We start from the raw sequence: 270 nt of genomic DNA, 5'->3' as shown, positions 1-270 counted from the left end.
TTTTTGGGGTATGCAGCAGCAAACCGAGCAACAAATAACTAAAGCGTATCAAGATATTATTGATACGCCTCATCATCAGGCATACGTGATAGAGCAAAATAATAACCTATTGGCTTTAGTTGAGCTTTATAGCCCTGAGCACGAAAGCTTAATGAAAGCGGCGTACGATGTTGAACCTAATGATGTGTGTATGCATATTTTATTAGCGCCTAACACGGCACCTAAGCGCCATTTTAGTTTTGAAATGATGCAGTGCGTGCTGCAAAGTAT

General features: G+C 40.4%; 1 protein-coding gene. It reads left to right on the top strand.

Features of this window, described 5'->3' with window-relative positions:
- On the top strand, positions 1 to 270 hold a 270-nt coding region (locus AAEY79_RS14995), incomplete at both ends, for a GNAT family N-acetyltransferase (protein ID WP_352289207.1).

It is taken from the genome of Psychrobacter sp. GW64-MNA-CIBAN-0177 (genome assembly GCF_040309585.1).
GTDB classification, from domain to species: Bacteria; Pseudomonadota; Gammaproteobacteria; order Pseudomonadales; family Moraxellaceae; genus Psychrobacter; species Psychrobacter okhotskensis.
Note: the sequence above shows the minus strand (reverse complement) of the source record. Positions and strands in the feature narration are given on the sequence as shown.